Here is a 16,211-nt window from a genome sequence, read left to right on the forward strand (position 1 = left end):
TTCCGCAAGCCGGCGCACCAGCCTGCCACGGTCGGTCTGGGTCATACGCCGCCAGGCCGGATCGGCAAATGCAGCGCGCGCCGCCGCAACAGCCGCGCCAACATCCTCCTCGCTGGCTTCGGCGAACTGGTACCAGGGCTTACCGGTGGTCGGGTCGTAACTGTCGATATATCGCCCGTTCTTCGGCGCCACGAACGCGCCGTTGATGAACAGGTTCTGGCGCGATCCTTCGAGCGATGCGACCGTCGTTTTCATGCTGTCTGTCCCGCGTGGATCGTCATTCGGATGCAGCCTGCGTCCACGATTGCGACGGGCCGTCGATCATCGCGACGCGGCCGCCGTCGCCGCTGTCTATGTAGATGCCGAAGCGCTTGTCCTGCCGTTCGCGCGCATAGCGGCGCAGCATGGCGCGCAGTTCGTGCGTAGCGATCTGGTCATAGGGCAGCGCGTCGACGGGAAAGAAGGCATGGCTGTCCGGCAGCGTGGCTCGCGTGCCGTCGCGGCTCAGTTCGGCGCGATAGATCAGATAACCTGGGTCGCTGTCGGCGACATCGAACACCGAATAGAGGAAGGTGTTTTCCGGTATGAGGCTCAGCGCCTCGCCGCCGTCCAGCACCAGTCTGCTGTCCGCCTTGCGGCGCCGCCCCGTCGGCAGCACGAAGCCGCCCTTGCCGTCGCTTCGTAGAAGGATGCGGTTCCCCGCTTCGACCAGATAGCCGATGATCATGTCCTGCGAGGCGAGCCAACCGGCCGGCAGCGGATCCTTCACGCTGGCGTAGCGGCCGCGGCAAAAGCCGAGCGGCGCCGACGGGCTGGTCCCGAAGGCCTGCACCTGACCGATCAGGATGATGTGGTCGCCGGCCTCGACGCGGTTGTGAACCGTGCAGTCGAACCAGCTCAGGCTGTCGGTGAGGACCGGTGCGCCGGTGTGGGCGCGGTCATGGTTCACTGACTGGAACTTGTCCGCCGTCTTCGAAGCGAACACCGACGAGACATCGACCTGCCCCTCATGAAGGAAATTGACCGCGAAGGACTGCGCCTCGTTGAAGGCCGGAAAGCTCGCCGCCGACTTGCCGACGCAGACCAGCAGCAGCGGCGGGTCGAGCGAGACGGAGGTGAAGGAATTGGCGGTCATGCCGCGCGGATTGCCGTCGCCGTCGCGCGTGGTGATGACGGTGACCCCGGTGACGAAGGTGCCGAAGGCACGACGCAAGGCGATCGGATCGATCGTCCTTTGTGCCATCGCATCCGCCATCGTCTTCCTCCAAATCGTTGGACGGAAGCTAGGCAGGAACCGGCGATCGTTCTTCCTCTGATCTGTAGGAAAGAGTTCACGACGCGCTGCTGCCGACCCGAGCAAGCGGAAGCGCGGCGTGCCCGTGCCTGGCACGGGATCTGATATGGCGGCAGCAATGTTGGGACGGAGCCGTTCTAGCGGGCGGCCGGCACGCGGCTGTCGATAATGCCGCTGAGGCGGATCGCCAACTCGACCGCGAAGCGCTGTTCGGGTGTGTCCAGCTTGATGCCGAACAATTCCTCCATGCGCGACAGGCGGTAACGCAAGGTGGTGACATGAAGCCCGATGGCGTCGGCGCAAGCCTGGCTGCGACAGCCTTCGCGCAGATAGGCAAACAGCGTGTCCAGATAGGGCGTGCCGTGCTCGCGATCATGCGCGATCAGCGCGCCGACGCTTTTGTCGACGAAGTTGCGCACGTCGGGCACGTCGGCTGCGGCGACCAGCATCGGCAGCGGGCCAAAATCCTGGCCGGTGAAAACGCCGGTGCGCCCGAAGGACCGACCGATACGGATCATGCGGCGGCAGCGTTCCCATGCGGTCGGGTAATCAGCAAGCGCGGCGCATGTCTCGGAAACCAACACCGCCGGCTCACGCTCGAAATAGCGGCCAAGCTCCCCGGCGATTTTGTTCGGCAGCTTCCCCAGACGCGTATCCCGCCCGGCATCCTCCTCAACGAGACAGACCAGGCCGTCCTCGACGGCGATGACAGTGCCCCCCAGGCCTGCCTGTTCCAGCAGCCGGACCAATGCATGGTGGGGATCGGCAAGACCGCCGCCGCCATCCTTGGCCTCATCGGCATAGTCGACGACGATCAGTCTTTGCGGCGTTGTCAGGTTGACCCCCAATCGACGGGCGCGATTGACGATATCGGCCTCGTCGCGCCAGCGTCGCTCAACGACCTCCAGGAAAAGTTCGGTCAGCGATCTGGTCTCGAAGCGGAAGCGCACGAAGCTGCGCATCATCTGCACGCTCAGTGCGAATTTGGCGCTGTCGAGCAGCATCTGGTCGAGCTGGCCGGACTGCTGCGGCGTCGGAAAAATCATCAGCGCCCCAACCACTTCGTCGTCGATGGTCAGCGGCTCGATGCGCACCGAAAGCTTGAGCCGGTGCTTGCCGTCATCGACGAACAGTGTCTCGTTCTGGCGCGCTTCCGAGGCGCCGCGCGCGACCTTGAATATCTGTCGGTTGAGCACGCCGCCGACGGCCTGCTGCCAGGACGCGCCGTCGAAATGCGCTTCGCTCGGCGAGCGGCCCGCCACGACCAGGTTGGCATGGAAATCGATGACCACGACCGGATTGGGCAGTAGCTCGCCGACCTTGTCGGCGAGCGCGGCCACCGATCCTTCCGACAGGGCCTGCTGCAGAAGCGAGGTGTGTGCAACCAGGGCGCGCTGCAGGCGCTCGCCGGCCTGCTTTTCCTGGCGCAGGCGGTGCTGCTTCTCCACCGCGATCTCGCCCAGATGCACGATCATGCCGATGAAGGCGATATCCTCGGCGCTCACTTCGGTGATCTCGCGCGAGACGACGGTCAGCACCATCGGCCGGCCGTCCTCGTCGACACAGTTCATCGGCATGACGAGCACGCTTCGGTAGTCGCGCTCGAACGCCTCGCGGCGATAGCCTGGAAACTCCTCGGAGACCCGCGCGTCCCTGATGTAGACGGGCTCGTTGCGATTGAGCGCCACGATCGAGGGACTGGTCGCGAGTTCCCAGCGGTCCGGCAAGGTGCGTTGGATGAGCGTCGGGTCGTGGCGCACGATGACATGGGCGTGGCCATGCGGCGCATCGATGCTCATGATCGAGCCCAGGGTCCATTTGGCATGGCGGCAGGCTGCCAGCACGAGATCGCGCAACACCGACTGGAGATCGCCACCCGAATTGATGAGGCTGGCGGCGTCCCGCAAAGAGAGAATTTGCGACTCGTGGTCCACGCCCGGTCTTCCGCCTCGCGAAGGTCAATTTAAGCCCTCGCGGATATACCAACGCTACACAGCTTCCAAGCGTGGCGCACGCCGATTCTTCCTACGAACCGGAGGAATACCTGCCCCCTGGGGCTTACTAGGCTAGGCTTCCACCAACGGGACTCGAAATCATGGAATTGCGAAAAGTCTGCACCTTCATCGAGGAAGTGCACATCGAAGGCGGCAAGGCGGGCGCCCGGCCGATAACCTCGATCGTCATCGCCGGCGTGCTGCGTAATCCATGGGCCGGCCGCGGCTTCGTCGAGAACCTGCGGCCGGAGATCGTGACCATCGCGCCCCGGCTTGGCCATGAGCTGACGCGCCGCCTTCTCGAGCTTATGCCCGCGCAGCGCATCGAGAGCTACGGCAAAGCCGCGGCCGTCGGGGTCTCCGGCGAGATCGAACATGCCTCGGCTATGATCCATACGCTGCGCTTCGGCAATGTGTTCCGAGACGCCGTCAGCGGCACGACCTATCTCGAATTCTGCAACACGCGCAACGCGCCGGGAGCGCTGCTGTCGCTGCCGATGATGCACAAGAGCGAGAACGGTCGCCGCTCGCATTTCATCACCGCCAATTTCCAGATTGCCGACGGCCCGGCCGCCGACGAGATCGTCGTTGCCATCGGCGCGGCGGATGGCGGCCGGCTCCACCCGCGGATCGCGGACCGCTTTCAGGACATGAAGGAGATGGAGCAGGAAGCCGCGACGTAGTGCCTTGTGCGACGTGCTTTGCGTTGTCGTCGATGACGTCCGCTTTCGAGAATACTCACAGCTGACCTCAACGGCCGACACGAGGCGCAAAGCCGCCATCCGCTCTATCTCGATCCAGACTAGTAGGCAGCACGACAAGCCTCTTCGTAGCGGCCGCGCAGCAAATGGCTCATCGCCTGCGCGTCAAATGCGGCCCAGGCCCACGAATCGAAGGGGCTCAGCCGCAAACCTTGCTTGCTCCACTCTATCGCCCGCTCCGCTTCACCGTTCCATCCGAGAATGACGCTGCCAAGGATGTAGGTCAGGGCCGAAGACGGACTGATGGCCAGCGCAGCTTCCAATGCGGCGAACGCAGCGGCACGATCGTGTGCATCCATTGCGATGGAAAAGCCCGCCCATGTCAGGGCGAGAGCATCATCCTGTCCGTAGACGATGGCCGACCGCGCGTGGCGGATCGAAGACGCACGGTTCACCTCCTGCAGGCCGGCGCGAAGGAACAGGCAGTGATGGCACATCGCGGCGTTGCCATGCGCCAGCGCATAGGTAGGTTCGAGCGCGATCGCCCGTTCGAGGAGGACCAGCGCTCTGGTCACTTGCTCCGGCATGCCTGAATCGACATCAGGCTGGGCCTGCAGCACGAGATCGTAGGCATCGAGGCTATCGGGGCGTTTGCGCCTGACACGTTCGATTTCGGCCTTCCGCACGCTTGGTGCAATCGCGCCCACTGCTGCCAGCGCGATCTCGTCCTGAAGCGCGAAGATGTCGTCGGAGCTGCGGTCATAGCGCTCAGCCCAGACATGGGCGCCGGTCGAAGCATCGATCATCTGCGCGGTAACCCGTACGCTGCGGTCGGCCTTGCGCACACTGCCTTCGAGCACATAGCGAACGCCGAGCTCGCGGCCGACCTGCTTCACGTCGACGGCGCGACCCTTGTAGGAGAAGGTCGAGTTTCGCGCGATGACGAACAGCCATTTGATGCGTGCCAGGCCTGTGATGATGTCGTCCACCATCCCATCGGTAAAATACTCCTGCTGCGGATCGCCGGTCAAATTCGAGAATGGCAGGACGGCGACGGAGGGTTTCTCAGGCAAGCTCGGCGCCGACGCGGCGCGGGTCGTGGCCGAGGCATCGGGAACATTGGTGGCGACGGTCGGTCCTACATAGCGGTAACCACGGCGCGGCAATGTTTCGATCCAGTCCGCGACATTCGCCGCGTCGGCCAGTGTCCGGCGCAAGGCTGCGATCTGAACAGTCAGATTGTTATCGGCAACCGCCAATCCGCCCCAGCCGGCTTCGATCAGCGCGTCCTTGGACACGGGTTGGCCCGCGTTCTGGATCAGCAGCCGCAGCAGCGCGACGGCGCGCTGCCCGAGCATGGTCGGCTCGGCCCCGTGAAAGAGAATGCCCACCTCCGGATCGAGGTGAAAAGAGCCAAAGCGGTAGACGTCGCCCCTGACTGTCATGGCAGTCTTTTAGCAAATTTTTGGCAACGACTTCACGACTTTCCCGCGTGAGCGGCCGATGTTGCGCGAACGCTTGCCAGAAACAAGCGCCCTGTCAGAGGAGGATCATATGAGCGCCGAAGCCGTCATCCGCATGCCCGACGAGAAGAAAGGCATCATGCTGCGTGGCCACCCCATGGCTTTCCTCGTTACCGATGGAAATACCAAGCATACGAGCATGTTCGACTGGACGATCCCGCCGGAGTTCGCCACGGGGCGGCATGTTCACCGGGTGCAGGAGGAGACTTTCTACCTGCTCGAGGGCGATTGTGAATGGCAGGTCGGCGACAGAACGATCCGGGCAACGCCAGGAACCTTCCTGTTCATCCCGCCGGGAGTGCCGCACAACATCACCAATGTCAGCGAGAAGCCGGCACGCGTGCTGATGACCGTCTCTCCACCCGGTCATGAGCATTATTTCGAAGAGCTTGCCGAGCTGGCGGCGCAGGGTGCGCCGGACCCGAAGGCGCTCGCCGATCTGCGAAACCGCTACGATACCGACCAACTGTCGACACTGACCACGCGCGCGTGAACAGGATAAGCGAAATCGCCTTCGGGCCGCCACAACCGTCGCGCTGCTCGCCGGCGATGACAGCTTTCAGGAGGTCACTTGATGGTCGCTACGGCAGAAATGGGGCGCGCTGCTGATTGTCGATCCTCGTAAATTGGGGTCGCCGCACCGGCGAGGATTATATTCCTGATTGCTGGGCGATTGCCAAGAGTTTACGCGATCACGCCATGTCCTTATGAGGTAGAGATTAGCTATCCTGCATGTGCGGCAGACCGCTAGTTCGCCAGGCCGGCGCCGGGCTCAGGCAATTCTCCCCCACGAGAAAAGGCGCCGGTTCACATAGCCCGTGCTGGGTGTGGGGGCACACTGAGCGGCGGGTTATCGGATTCCGATAACGCTCGACCCCGCTTATGATCGCCTCCATTCCGCAACCGATCACGTGCCCCTGAGCTGTAGATGTGGCGCTCGGTTCCCTCAGGAATGTAGCCATCTCAGTGGCAACCTAAAAAGCCTGTCGCTTACGCTGCTTAGCTGCGACGGGCTTTTTATTAGCTACGACTAAAGCCCCTATGTAAGACTGCCGAAAGGTGGTGCATAGTACGGACTTGCCCCTCCCCCTCACCCAGGGGCAACGGCCCGGCCTGTAGCGCCCCCAGTCCCCCGCATCGCGCAGGCCGGGCGCCCTGTGCCTGTCTGACGTCAGGACCAGAATGCTGGCACCGGCCTTGCAGAAATTGCCGGTCTCCTCCACCGGTCTCCTGATGGGGATCAGGAAGTAACTGCGCCGGGCTCTGAGGGGCAGCTCCAGCCTGCATGGTGCTGGCGGCGAATGCGAATTAAGCCGCTTTAAGTAGAACAGATCCGGCGACTGAGTCACTTTGCAGGTGTGCTCCCCCGAAATGCTGATGCAGGCATGCCGCGATTCAATTGCCTTTGAACATTAGGTATGTCTAAACTTACCGTTTCGGCGCGGCATTAGGAGGCCCGTGCCGCGTTCCAATGATGCGGCGTGCGTAGCATGTCAGGAGGAACGAAATGAAAACGATCCTTATCGTCACGACAGCGCTTGCATTCGCAGTCTCCGCTCCCGCGTTTGCTGACCCTAAAGGCATCTCGACGACAACCACCAGTGAACAGGGACACAGCGGAAACCCACCCAACAACGATAATGGGACGACAACGACAACGACATCGACCGGACCGAGCGGGCAGATCAATAACGGCAAGACCGACTGCAATAATTGCTCAACGTCGACCACGACGACCGGACCGGGGAATAGTAACTGATTACGACCATGTCATGCGGGAAACCGTGGCATGGCGGTGAAGACCATCTGGTGAAGGGAGTGGGATATTCTATTGGGATACCCCACCCTCTTTTGGTTCAAAAGCTCCCCTTAATCCCGAACCTGATGCTGGCGAGGAAACCGCGGCGGCTGGTTGCCAAGGTCGGAAATGGGGGCTCCAAGGCGGAACTGGTCAGAACGATCGTCGGCGAATGGCTGATGGCGAAAGCCTACTTTCCGGTGCCCTATGCGCTGGATGAAGAAAGCTCGATCGAAGGCAACGCGTGACCCGCCGTCCAATCATCACCTCGGACGTTCATCCCTATCCGTTGGTTGCCGCTCGTCCATCAGGTGCCGCCTTCGGCATTCAACCGTAATGGAACTTCGGCTTTGGCTCCGTACCCTCGAATTCGACGCCTACGCGGTCATTCCTTCGCCATCGAACAACAGCCTTGTAAGCGATCCCGTCGACTGGAACGTAGAGCAGAAAGCGTGCTGGAATCTGAATGTCCGCGGCGAGCCTTAGCTCGGCTCCTTGGGAGTGCTGATTGCGTAGAGAGCAGCTGATTTCCGAGTTTTGGAAACCCGTGATGATCGTTCCGCCCTTCAGCACGCGCGGGCGATGTTCTCGACGGGGACTGTCTGGAGGTGGGTTTTCCATAAGGCTTATAACGTGAACGGCCTTCCAGCGCTCCGTCGAGTCGGAGATTATCCCTGAGGCTCAGCATTCCAGATTTTATGCCCGGGCGATGTTCCTGCCAGGATTGTCCTGTGACCCAAAGTCCCCGGGCAACGCGTCGGCAGCTGTTGCATGGGTGAATAGTTCAGCCGGGACATAAGTCGTACCGGCTGAAGCTTTGGTCCCTGCGCTGAAACCAAATCCTCCCTACAGCATTTGATGGAGCCGGGAGGAAATGCGTCACCTTCCTCGTCGGTAGCACATGCCCGCCATCCCGTTGAAGCATGGAGGAAACGCGTGTCGCAAAAGAGTGACGTGCGCATGTGGCGCCAGGCTGGGAAACTTGCCGCATCGGGCGACTGTGAAGGATGGCAAGCCATCGAACAGGAGCTTCGCAGCAAAGGTTTCCCGCGCGCCAAGCTACTGCTTGATAACGATCGGATCCGCGACAAATTAGATGAACTGTGTAAGAGCGCACAGGAGAAACGCGTCGATTCCAACCGGGCCTGAGTCCAGAAGCGCCCAGCCGATGTGGATCGGCAACGCCGTCTGCGTCATAAGCATCGTCACCAGATGGCGATTGAAAGCTCGTCCCTGACGCTTTGTTCGCCTTCCTTCAGGGCGGTTCAACGCATCCCTGTAGCTGCGACTAGGATCAGGCCCATCGCAGCGAAAACGATGACGCCGACCATAGCGATCTCAAAGCCGCTTCCGCCGCCAGCGCCTATTTTTTTGTCGGTCATGGCTTCATGCCTTTGCGCCTAACAAATTGGAGCACCCGTCTAAGGGCGACACCTTCAACCCCCTTGCGGAAGTTGAGCCATCAATCTGGCCGGGGCAGCAGCGCGCCGTCATTTAAAAAAGATGTAGGTCCCGCGGGCATCTGTCTGTTTACCGACAGGCTTTCGCAGAGCTGATAATAGCGACAGCCCGTCGCCAGCTATGGGGGGAACAGGCGACGGGCTGAGCGGCAATCGCCAGTGACAGCTGGATATGACCGCCTGCAGAAACTGACACCGAGAGCGTCCGTTCCGTTAAAACCTTGCAACTATACGAAGGAGGGAGGGGGGAATACGTTAGCCTTAACTGATTATAGACCGCGCTGTCCTAATTCTGAGACAGCGCGGTCTGTCCCATCGGCCGCGCAGGCGGCTTCGGCAACACCCAGCAGCCCACCCTGCCAGCTGTCGGAGCCGCCACCGATTAGATACTAGCAATGGTTGAATCAACTATTACCACGCATCCTTACCGGTGCATTTCGCCGATCATTACAATTTTGGGATGGGAACAACGAACGTCGAGGGGCATGTTTCGCAGATAAGACCAATGCGAATGGAAACTGGACTTCAGTCGCAAGATCAGAGTGGCCGCGCTCATTAGGCTGCGGCGGACTTTCCGAGCGGCGAGAGCTGGCCGCGAGTTCTGCTCATCCATCAGGTGAAGTTGAGGCAACCCGGCCTGCGAGCGGGGAAGTCGGGGGACGACTAGAGCGGGACAGGCCGGGCCTCTTACCCCGTGTTGCGAGCCGGGGCAGATACGCATTATGCGCCGCCTTTTCAGCGACTGACATCAACATTTTCTAAGACCTAGCTAATAAACCGGCAAACGGAGCCGCTCAGGGATGCTCGGCCTGCCGAGGGGTCGAGGGCCCTAAGGCGCACAGGCCGGGCTCTTACCCCGAAGGCCGCGGGGGCAGAGACGGATTATGCGCCACCCTCCGGGGTTAGGCATCCACGGTTAGGTTGTAGCCAATGAAAAGCCCGTCGCAGCTAATGAGCAAAAGCGACGGGCTTTCTAGGTTGCCACTGAGACGGCTACATTCCTGATGGAACCGACCATCGCTTTATTAAATCAATAAGCCGCATGTTCGTTCCATAATGGCACAAGTATTTCGTTTCGCGCGCCAAGGCTTTTTAGGAGATACTAGGGCGCCGCGCCGAGGGCGGCGGCCATGTCAACGTCGCGTTGCAGTCGTGTGTACTTGCCCGCCGACCTGGACAAGCTCCAGCGGGTATTCGATCGGCTGTGCGACGAGCGCCGGTTAGCCAAGAAAGACAAGGAACAGCGGAATCAACTGGCGGCGGAACTATCCAGGTTTTCGATGAGGGGACCACGGAAGAAGGAGAGCTGTTGCGCTTGCTTTCCAGGCGGACCAGGACCAAGACTCCGAAGTGAAACTACCTGCACCCCTGACGATGCCGCTACTGTCGCAAGCGATTGCCGAGCGAAACGGGAGATTGGTCATGACACTGGTGGTCAGCAACCCTGAAGATGCCGCGACTGCCTTTGGCGATGCCTGGAATAGACACGATATGGACGACTTCGCGGCGTTGTTCGCCGAGGATGCCAATTTCGTCAATGTCGTGGGCCTTTGGTGGAAGAACCGCACCGAAATCGCGAGGGCGCATCGCGCAACTCACGAAACCATGTTTCGTAACAGCCGGCTCGAGGGGGCTGTCTCATCAGTTGTCGAATTAGCACCCGGCCTTGCCTCGGTGCACTATACATGGACCCTAACCGGTGCATCAGCTCCGGACGGCGCACCCGCCGGAACACGGCAAGGCATTCTGCTTCTGGTTGTGAAGGAAGAACAGTCGGGCTGGCGGATAAAGGTGGCTCAGAACACCGACATCGTTCCAGGGGCGCTTGCTCCCCCTTCCATCGAAAGAAGGTGAGCGCCCGAGAAGGAACAAGCTGTGCAAACTGACTTGGCGAGTCCGCAGAACGAGCCCGCCGCACCTCCTCCGCGAGCGGCCTCTTTGCGTCGGGACCGACCCGACAGACCGCTCGACCGTCTCCCGGGAGCTGCGACCAGGAACCGAACTGCAGCGGCGCCGAAGTGTTCCAAGCCAAACAAAAAGCCCGCCGACCGGGGCCGACGGGCTTTGATCCGAGACCGGCGACTTAAGCCGGCTCGACGGGCGGCCCCGAAATTGGGGCAGCCGCGACCGTAGCCAGACGTTCACGCTTGCGGAGAGTGGGCTTCTCATATGTCTTCTTCATAAAATTCCCCCTATGGTCCTCAAACGCCGCGGAACTGGCCTGTGCTATTGCTGGTTGTCAAGAGCCTTGGGGCGGGTCAGGTACCGCCCTCGGCCTTTGCCTGCAGCCATGCCAAATGCTGTTCGTGAAGGTCCTGCAGGCTTTCCAGAAGTGCAAGGAGTTCGACCGCCTTGGCGGTGGCCAGATTTAGCCGTTCCAATGCGGCTATGCGGTCCTTCTGCCGGGGGATGTCTCGCCTGCCCAGGGGTGCTCCCGCACCATATGGATGTCATCAGCAACCGAAATCGATCGTAACGGTCCTTGCGGGGCTTCGACAGCCCGCCGCATCATCAACTCGTGTGGGTCTACCATGTGGGCTGTCAGGCGAAGCAGGTTGTAAGAGCGGTCAAGCGCCTCTCTGCTGGTCGCCACTAGTGCATCGTTACAATCGCAGTGCGCTCGCCGTGCGCGCAACACGAGTCGGATTTGGTCGTGGAGCATAGCGCTCTCTCCCGTGTTCAGATGGGAGCGCGTTTCGTCTCTCAGCCGCCAATAGTGTCCAGTGGATGGTTACCAGCGATACGGAAGTAACCAAGCAGGGAGTGATTGAGTTCCTTATGAAGTCGCCCCGCGTTTCCTGCCAGGAGTGCTGGGTATCTGTTTTGGGTCTCAACCCGCCAAGCCGCCCCCGCGGTGCTGCATCGCTTCGCTCACAAGGCGAAACACGCTGTCGATCTCCTCGTATATCTCTTTGGGCGCGATGCCCTGACGCCCGGCAGAAGCAAGGAGTTCAACGACAAGATCGGCAATGGTCCCAGGGTCGTCGGTGCTCACGTTTGGCAGATGGTCTGCCATCCATCGGTCCAGAAATTTTAAAGCCCGCGCGCTCATGCTGAGGAAAACTCGGAGCCCCATTCATGTGCGTATCTTAGCCGCTTCTGGGTTTGACGGGAAATTGAGAGCGCTGGTTTGCCAGTAGAATTTCCATTCACCCGTCCGGAGCTTCGAATAGATTTTGCAGACCCGCCCCTTCCAATGAAAATCCGCGCCGGTTGCTTTGTTTCGCCAAAGGGTGTCGATATCGACCACCGCAAAGGCTGCATCCCCCGTGGGGGCAACTTCGATCTTGGCCGTGGTGCGGCGATTGTGGATGAGGTCATGGGCGGCAAATAGCTCGTTGTAGCCTTTCCGCCAGGCTTCCTCGTCGAAGCGACCTAAGACGAACAACCAGTCGATTGGATCATGCGCGTCTGCGTTCGGCGCAAATGGCCATGCCATGTCAGGATGAATCATGGCTAGGAACGGCTCGATGTCTTTCTCGTCCCAGCCTTTGGTTTCTGCATCCACCAGGCCTTGAATCATCTCAACAACTTCAGCCGACATCACTCCTCCGAAAAGTCCTGCAGTGTCGCATGGCGTAGCGTGTGCTCGCCGCGAAGGAACTTCACCCGGCCGGTGATGCCAGGCCGAACCCACTCGACATCATCAGCAAAGGCACTCGGCACCCGCTGCACTGGCTTCGAGGCCTTGGCCTCCTGGACACCGCCACCATTATCTCACTTGAGCAACGCGCGGCGCGTCAGCTGACGGTGAACGAACCGGCAATGCCGGTCCGTCCATCCACCATTGGTGCTAAAGCAAGCACTGGTTGCAACGCCCTTTTCAGTGCTTTCTGCCACAACAACATCCGGTCTGGTGTATGAGGATCATAGATTCTCTTTTACTTTCATGTAGTTAAAATGATGATGGACAAAGGTCTTACGCTGGTTGGACCAATTTCTGCGCCACACTTTTTTCAAAGAAGCAACAGTCCGTGTTTAACTTTCCACAAATGAGAGTAAACTTTTTGTGCTCATGTTTGTGAGCGGGAGGCGTACAGGCAGTCAATAGCCTGTTGAAGAGGGGCGGGGTTGAGTATGCCCTCATCGTTGATTCTTGGTGCCCGCCGCTGGTGGGTTGCCGATGCGCGTAGGACGCATCCGCCTAGAATTGCTTAGCGGGGCACGGAGCGGGGGAATGGCGGCCCCCTCAACACCCTCTACCCCGAGCTAATCCGCAAAACTCCAGTTTCCTTTAACGATGACGCGCAGCGCCGGCTTGCCGGCGGATGCGCGCCCATGCGGCCGGTTGCCAGTGTTGGGGCTGATATATCGCGCCAGCCGCATTGAAACGGAGAGGGGATCATGACGATCACCATCTTCCTCAACGGCACGCTGGTCCTCGACCGGACGTCGCGGATTCAGACGACGCCGCCGCTACCAGCGCCGATCCCATGGCCTCCGGATGAGAGCCCGAGCCGCGCACAACCGCGGCTACGGTGAACGATGTGCAGAACTGACCAATCACCCCGGAAAGGACGAACATCATGGCTACCATCACTATCGTAGGCGATCTGGTACTCGACCAGTCCGCCGGTACCACCGACGACGACGTCGCTATTTCCGTCGTAAATGGCGTCATTAGCGGCAGTCTCGACGCCGCATTTCTGACCTATCTCAATGATCTCAACCTGTCCGCCGCGCAGTTGGCCTACGCCGATACCGCGGAGGCGGCCAGTCAGATCGGTCTCGTCAGCGTAACGCCGTCATCTGGCGAAATTATCGCTGAGCTGGAGTTCTCACCCCTGAACCACGCCTCGTCCGGTCTGTTTACTCTTGACGGCGAGGAAATCTTCCTGACCACGGTGCAGAACGGCAGCGCGGTGGAAGCGAGGGATGCGAGCGGCGATCTCGTCGCAGCCTTTTACATCATTCCTAATGCCACCAACACGTCGGGCACGGTCCAGGCGATCACTTTCGAGGCGATCGATCACCCGACTAACCCTGACCCCGACGACAGGGTGGACTTCAGCGATATCCTGAAAGTCCGCGCCTTGTCCGAGGTGTCGACGCCGATCGGCGACCACATCAACGTCGACGATGACGGCCCGACAATCACGGCCAACGGTTCAGAGCCGACGCTCACCACCGACGACACCGACACCCCCAACAGCAGCGACACCGACAACTTCGCGGGTGCGTTCACCTCCGACGCCGGCACCGACGGTCTCGGCGCAGCCGGCATCACCTACGCGCTCGGTACACCGGGCGGCGCATCTGGCCTGATCGCTACCGATCTCAACGAGGGTATCAACCTGGTCGACAACAACGGCGTTATCGAAGGTCGCACGGAGACCACAAACACTTTGGCGTTTACGGTTGCCGTGGACGCCGACGGTGACGTCACGCTCACCCAGCTCCTTGCCGTCAAGCACGACCCCAACACCGGGCCCGACCAGTCGACCGGCCTCTCGGCCGCCAACCTCGTCACCCTGACGGCGACGATCGTCGACACCGACGGCGACACGGACTCGGATACCGCGAATATCGGCGACAACCTCGTCTTCAAGGATGACGCGCCGAGCATCAGCGCGCCGCTCGACAACGTGATCGTGAGCGTGGACGAGTCAACCCTAGGCACCAACGACACCAAGAGCTTTGCAACTCAGTTCAGCTCAAACGCCGGTAAGGACGGTTCAGCCGGTATCACCTACGCCCTGAGCGTGGTCGCAGGTGCGTCGGGTCTGGTCGACACGCTGACCGGACAGGCGGTCAACCTGTCGGTCAACAACTCAGGTGTCGTCGAGGGCAAGACCGCTGTCAGCGGTGATTTGGTTTTCACGGTAAGCGTGGACGCCTCCGGTCAAGTCACGCTGGACCAGATCCGGGCTGTCATCCACGACCCCAACAACGGGCCGAACGATACCGAGACCCTGACGACGGACAACCTGATCAAGCTGACGGCGACCATCACCGACAAGGACGGTGATAGTGCCTCGGCTATCCTGAACATCGGCCAGAATCTTGTCTTCACCGATGATGCTCCCACGATCACGAAGCCATTCGACGGTGACCCCAGTACCGTAGCAATCGAACACGAGACCCTGCACAACGTACTGAACACACCGGCTGACGGAGCCTTCAAGTACAGCATCGGCGCGGATGGTCGCCTGGTTTACGACGCCACCCACTCCGACTTCGGTGATGCTGGTGCAGCGGCAGGTATCCAGCAGCTGGTGCTCACCGGCACGGTCGATAACGCGGTGAACCCGAATATCACCAACGTCCAGACGGCACTCGTTTCGGAGAGCGCCACCAGTGCGCAGTTCTCCTTCTCGTTCCACTACGACAAGGATCCGATCACCGCCGGCGTGCAGGACGCGACGGCGGGTGGCACGTTGACCTTCGACAAGGTTGCAGGCACGTACTCCATCCAATTGAACGACGTGATCGACGGGTTCAGCTTCAACGTCTTCCACTCTTCGGAGCTGTTGGCGAAAGCACCTCCCGGCAACACCGGCCACCCAGAACTCGTGGTGACGGAGTTGGACGTCAACAACGGCACGACGGACACCGACGGGTTCTACGTGCAGTTCACCTCGAACTCGAACCCCAGTGGCAGCCCCTTCGGGTTTAACGGGACGGGTGACGGTTCACCGATTGCAGGTGATACCACGTTCAACAGCGGGCAGTTCGTCACCAGTGCCTTCGAGGATTGGGTCTCCGCCACGCAGTCGACCAATGGCGTGGCCGGCGACACGATCCAGAAGGGCGAACTCCTCACCCTACGGTTCTTCAACGAGAACATCATGGGCGACGTGAACCCCGGTGCCCCGGGTGGTGGTACCGAGAAGATCGCGCCGACGGACGCCGTGGACGCTATTGCCATCAAGTTCGACGGCATCGGCAACAGCGAAGATCTTATCGTGATCCTCGACCTGATCGATGACAAGGGTACGGTATCTACCGCCGACGACGTGCACACCACGAAGTCGATCTACGTGCAGAACGCGGACTTCTTCAAGGGCAATACAGTGCCTTCGCCCTATAGTACGGAGTTCACGCTCGACAACAACGACGCGCTCGTGATCATCGAGAGCAACGACTACAACACCTCCACCGAGCACTATCAAATTCAGGGTATGCAGATCATGCAGTCCGGCAACGGGCTGTCCGGCGATGCCATCAACTTGAACCGAGTGACCGACAATCCGAACACTGTGGCGGTTGAAGGTTCAAGCACCGGCACGGCGAGCGGCACAGGTGGCGGCGCGCTGCAAACGTGGGAAGCTGCGGATAACGACGTTCTCAAGATCACGGATATCGGCTTCATCCAGACGACTTCCGGGCAGATCGGCGCGAATCTCGATTTCGCGGTCAACATCCAGGATGCCGACGGCGATGCGACGGGCGTCCAGCACCTGCTGGTCGACGTCGTTGCCTAGCATCTGACCAACGGGAG

General features: G+C 60.6%; 16 protein-coding genes and 1 pseudogene. 8 read left to right on the plus strand and 9 right to left on the minus strand.

Going from position 1 to position 16,211, the window contains the following annotated elements:
- The 3 genes from EOA49_RS15365 to EOA49_RS15375 all read right to left on the minus strand — a co-directional run.
- Nucleotides 1-255: aldehyde dehydrogenase family protein (locus EOA49_RS15365; RefSeq protein WP_127243235.1), on the minus strand; the 255-nt coding region annotated here is incomplete at its 3' end.
- A 22-nt stretch (nucleotides 256-277) separates the two neighbouring features.
- Entirely contained in the window at nucleotides 278-1,255 is a 978-nt protein-coding gene (locus EOA49_RS15370) for a flavin reductase family protein (protein WP_127239567.1), read from the minus strand.
- A 176-nt stretch (nucleotides 1,256-1,431) separates the two neighbouring features.
- Nucleotides 1,432-3,228, minus strand: coding sequence for a helix-turn-helix domain-containing protein (locus EOA49_RS15375; protein ID WP_127239568.1), 1,797 nt, complete (start codon nucleotides 3,226-3,228; stop codon nucleotides 1,432-1,434).
- Nucleotides 3,229-3,389: 161 nt separating this feature from the next.
- Here EOA49_RS15375 and EOA49_RS15380 point away from each other — a divergent pair, with 161 nt between their 5' ends.
- Complete coding sequence (locus EOA49_RS15380; protein WP_127239569.1) at nucleotides 3,390-3,971, plus strand: amino acid synthesis family protein; 582 nt, start codon at nucleotides 3,390-3,392, stop codon at nucleotides 3,969-3,971.
- A 119-nt stretch (nucleotides 3,972-4,090) separates the two neighbouring features.
- Here EOA49_RS15380 and EOA49_RS15385 read toward each other — a convergent pair whose 3' ends face one another.
- Nucleotides 4,091-5,434, minus strand: a complete 1,344-nt coding sequence (locus EOA49_RS15385; RefSeq protein ID WP_245460668.1) for a winged helix-turn-helix domain-containing protein — start codon at nucleotides 5,432-5,434, stop codon at nucleotides 4,091-4,093.
- A 109-nt stretch (nucleotides 5,435-5,543) separates the two neighbouring features.
- On the opposite strand from EOA49_RS15385, the gene EOA49_RS15390 reads away from it, so the two are divergent.
- The 3 genes from EOA49_RS15390 to EOA49_RS32635 all read left to right on the plus strand — a co-directional run bounded on the left by EOA49_RS15390 (nucleotide 5,544) and on the right by EOA49_RS32635 (nucleotide 7,558).
- Nucleotides 5,544-6,005, plus strand: a complete 462-nt coding sequence (locus tag EOA49_RS15390) for a cupin domain-containing protein (RefSeq protein ID WP_127239570.1) — start codon at nucleotides 5,544-5,546, stop codon at nucleotides 6,003-6,005.
- A 1,014-nt stretch (nucleotides 6,006-7,019) separates the two neighbouring features.
- Nucleotides 7,020-7,271 carry a hypothetical protein gene (locus EOA49_RS15395; RefSeq protein ID WP_127239571.1) on the plus strand — a complete coding sequence of 84 codons (252 nt, stop codon included), beginning with the start codon at nucleotides 7,020-7,022 and terminating at the stop codon, nucleotides 7,269-7,271.
- 125 nt (nucleotides 7,272-7,396) lie between these two features.
- Complete coding sequence (locus EOA49_RS32635) at nucleotides 7,397-7,558, plus strand: hypothetical protein (RefSeq protein WP_164749232.1); 162 nt, start codon at nucleotides 7,397-7,399, stop codon at nucleotides 7,556-7,558.
- Between the two features lie 79 nt (nucleotides 7,559-7,637).
- Here the strand turns inward: EOA49_RS32635 and EOA49_RS33500 are convergent, their stop codons facing one another.
- On the minus strand, nucleotides 7,638-7,931 hold the full coding sequence (locus EOA49_RS33500) for a PilZ domain-containing protein (RefSeq protein WP_127239572.1): 294 nt from the start codon (nucleotides 7,929-7,931) through the stop codon (nucleotides 7,638-7,640).
- A gap of 315 nt (nucleotides 7,932-8,246) precedes the next feature.
- On the opposite strand from EOA49_RS33500, the gene EOA49_RS15405 reads away from it, so the two are divergent.
- Both EOA49_RS15405 and EOA49_RS15415 read left to right on the plus strand, forming a co-directional pair.
- Nucleotides 8,247-8,459 carry a hypothetical protein gene (locus EOA49_RS15405; RefSeq protein WP_127239573.1) on the plus strand — a complete coding sequence of 71 codons (213 nt, stop codon included), beginning with the start codon at nucleotides 8,247-8,249 and terminating at the stop codon, nucleotides 8,457-8,459.
- Between the two features lie 1,733 nt (nucleotides 8,460-10,192).
- Nucleotides 10,193-10,624 (plus strand): SgcJ/EcaC family oxidoreductase, encoded by a 432-nt coding sequence (locus EOA49_RS15415; RefSeq protein ID WP_127239574.1) that lies wholly within the window; start codon nucleotides 10,193-10,195, stop codon nucleotides 10,622-10,624.
- A gap of 404 nt (nucleotides 10,625-11,028) precedes the next feature.
- On the opposite strand, the gene EOA49_RS33970 is transcribed toward EOA49_RS15415, so the two are convergent.
- From EOA49_RS33970 to EOA49_RS33505, 4 genes and pseudogenes are all read right to left on the minus strand, one after another.
- A complete protein-coding gene (locus EOA49_RS33970; RefSeq protein ID WP_281007111.1) occupies nucleotides 11,029-11,151 on the minus strand; it encodes a hypothetical protein in 123 nt (40 codons plus the stop codon).
- A 449-nt stretch (nucleotides 11,152-11,600) separates the two neighbouring features.
- Nucleotides 11,601-11,786 (minus strand): DUF768 domain-containing protein, encoded by a 186-nt coding sequence (locus tag EOA49_RS15420; protein WP_164746641.1) that lies wholly within the window; start codon nucleotides 11,784-11,786, stop codon nucleotides 11,601-11,603.
- A 60-nt stretch (nucleotides 11,787-11,846) separates the two neighbouring features.
- Nucleotides 11,847-12,314, minus strand: coding sequence for a hypothetical protein (locus EOA49_RS15425; protein WP_127239576.1), 468 nt, complete (start codon nucleotides 12,312-12,314; stop codon nucleotides 11,847-11,849).
- Nucleotides 12,314-12,409, minus strand: a pseudogene (locus EOA49_RS33505) (DNA ligase); the annotation flags it as partial. The gene EOA49_RS15425 and the pseudogene EOA49_RS33505, both read right to left, overlap by 1 nt.
- A gap of 705 nt (nucleotides 12,410-13,114) precedes the next feature.
- Between EOA49_RS33505 and EOA49_RS32640 the strand changes: the two are divergent.
- The gene (locus EOA49_RS32640) at nucleotides 13,115-13,252 is read left to right on the plus strand and encodes a hypothetical protein (RefSeq protein ID WP_164746642.1); all 138 of its coding nucleotides are present in this window, start codon (nucleotides 13,115-13,117) and stop codon (nucleotides 13,250-13,252) included.
- Nucleotides 13,253-13,296: 44 nt separating this feature from the next.
- Nucleotides 13,297-16,194: a DUF5801 repeats-in-toxin domain-containing protein gene (locus EOA49_RS15440; RefSeq protein ID WP_127239577.1), complete on the plus strand. Its 2,898-nt coding sequence runs from the start codon at nucleotides 13,297-13,299 to the stop codon at nucleotides 16,192-16,194.
- Nucleotides 16,195-16,211: the final 17 nt, after the last annotated feature.

Origin of the sequence: Mesorhizobium sp. M1A.F.Ca.IN.020.04.1.1 (assembly GCF_003997315.1) — a bacterium.
Taxonomy (GTDB): Bacteria; Pseudomonadota; Alphaproteobacteria; order Rhizobiales; family Rhizobiaceae; genus Mesorhizobium.